Origin of the sequence: Actinotalea ferrariae CF5-4, assembly GCF_000603945.1 — a bacterium.
Lineage (GTDB): Bacteria > Actinomycetota > Actinomycetes > Actinomycetales > Cellulomonadaceae > Actinotalea > Actinotalea ferrariae.
In genome coordinates this window covers 1-946 of the sequence record NZ_AXCW01000450.1, presented here as the reverse complement: position 1 = coordinate 946, position 946 = coordinate 1, and the positions used below count along the sequence as shown (strand labels likewise).

Sequence of the window (946 nt, the reverse complement as noted above, 5' to 3'; positions counted from 1 at the left end):
CGGTCGCCGCTCCGCGGCCCCTCTCGCCGCCGGCGGGCCCTCCGCGGAGGAGACCGCCGACGACGCCGCGCACGAGCCGGTCGACACCCGCGCCACCGCGTTCTACCGCGGCTGGGTGCGGGCGGTGACCCGCCGCCCGGTCCTCACGGTGGTCGCCGTGCTCGTCGGCGTCGGCGCGCTGTCGCTCCCCGCCCTCCAGCTCCGGCTCGCGCTGCCGGACGCGGGCGTGCTGGCCCAGGACGACCCGGCCCGCATCACCTACGACCTCGTCTCCGAGCACTTCGGCGAGGGGTTCAACGGCCCGCTCGTCGTCACCGGCAGCATCGTGACGAGCACCGACCCGCTCGGCCTCATGGCCGACCTGGCGGCGGAGATCGAGGCGCTCGACGGCGTCGCGGCCGTACCGCTCTCGACGCCGAACGCGACCGCGGACACCGGGATCATCCAGGTCGTGCCGGAGGGTGCGCCGGCGTCGGCCGGGACCGAGGCGCTGGTGCAGGAGATCCGCGACCTGGCCCCGGGGCTCGCCGAGGAGTACGGCGTGGAGCTGGCCGTGACCGGCTACACCGCGGTCGGCATCGACGTCTCCGCCAAGCTCGGCGAGGCCCTGCTGCCGTTCGCCGTCGTCGTGGTCGGGCTGTCGCTCGTGCTGCTGACCATGGTCTTCCGGTCCGTCGCCGTGCCGCTCAAGGCGACCGTCGGGTACCTGCTCAGCGTCGGGGCGGCGTTCGGCGTCGTGGCGCTCGTCTTCGAGCAGGGCGTCGGGGCCGACCTCCTCCAGGTCGCCCGGACCGGTCCCGTCATCAGCTTCATGCCGATCGTGGTCATGGGCGTGCTGTTCGGACTGGCGATGGACTACCAGGTGTTCCTCGTCTCGCGGATCCGCGAGGACTACGTCCACACCCGCGACGCGCGGCGCAGCATCGAGACCGGCTTCGTCGCCTCG

Annotated in this window: 1 protein-coding gene; it reads left to right on the top strand. The window is 74.0% G+C overall.

Annotation, left to right across the window (positions count from 1 at the left end):
* Nucleotides 1-946, top strand: a 946-nt coding sequence (locus N866_RS18700; RefSeq protein ID WP_155855499.1) for an MMPL family transporter, incomplete at both ends; no start/stop codon positions are given.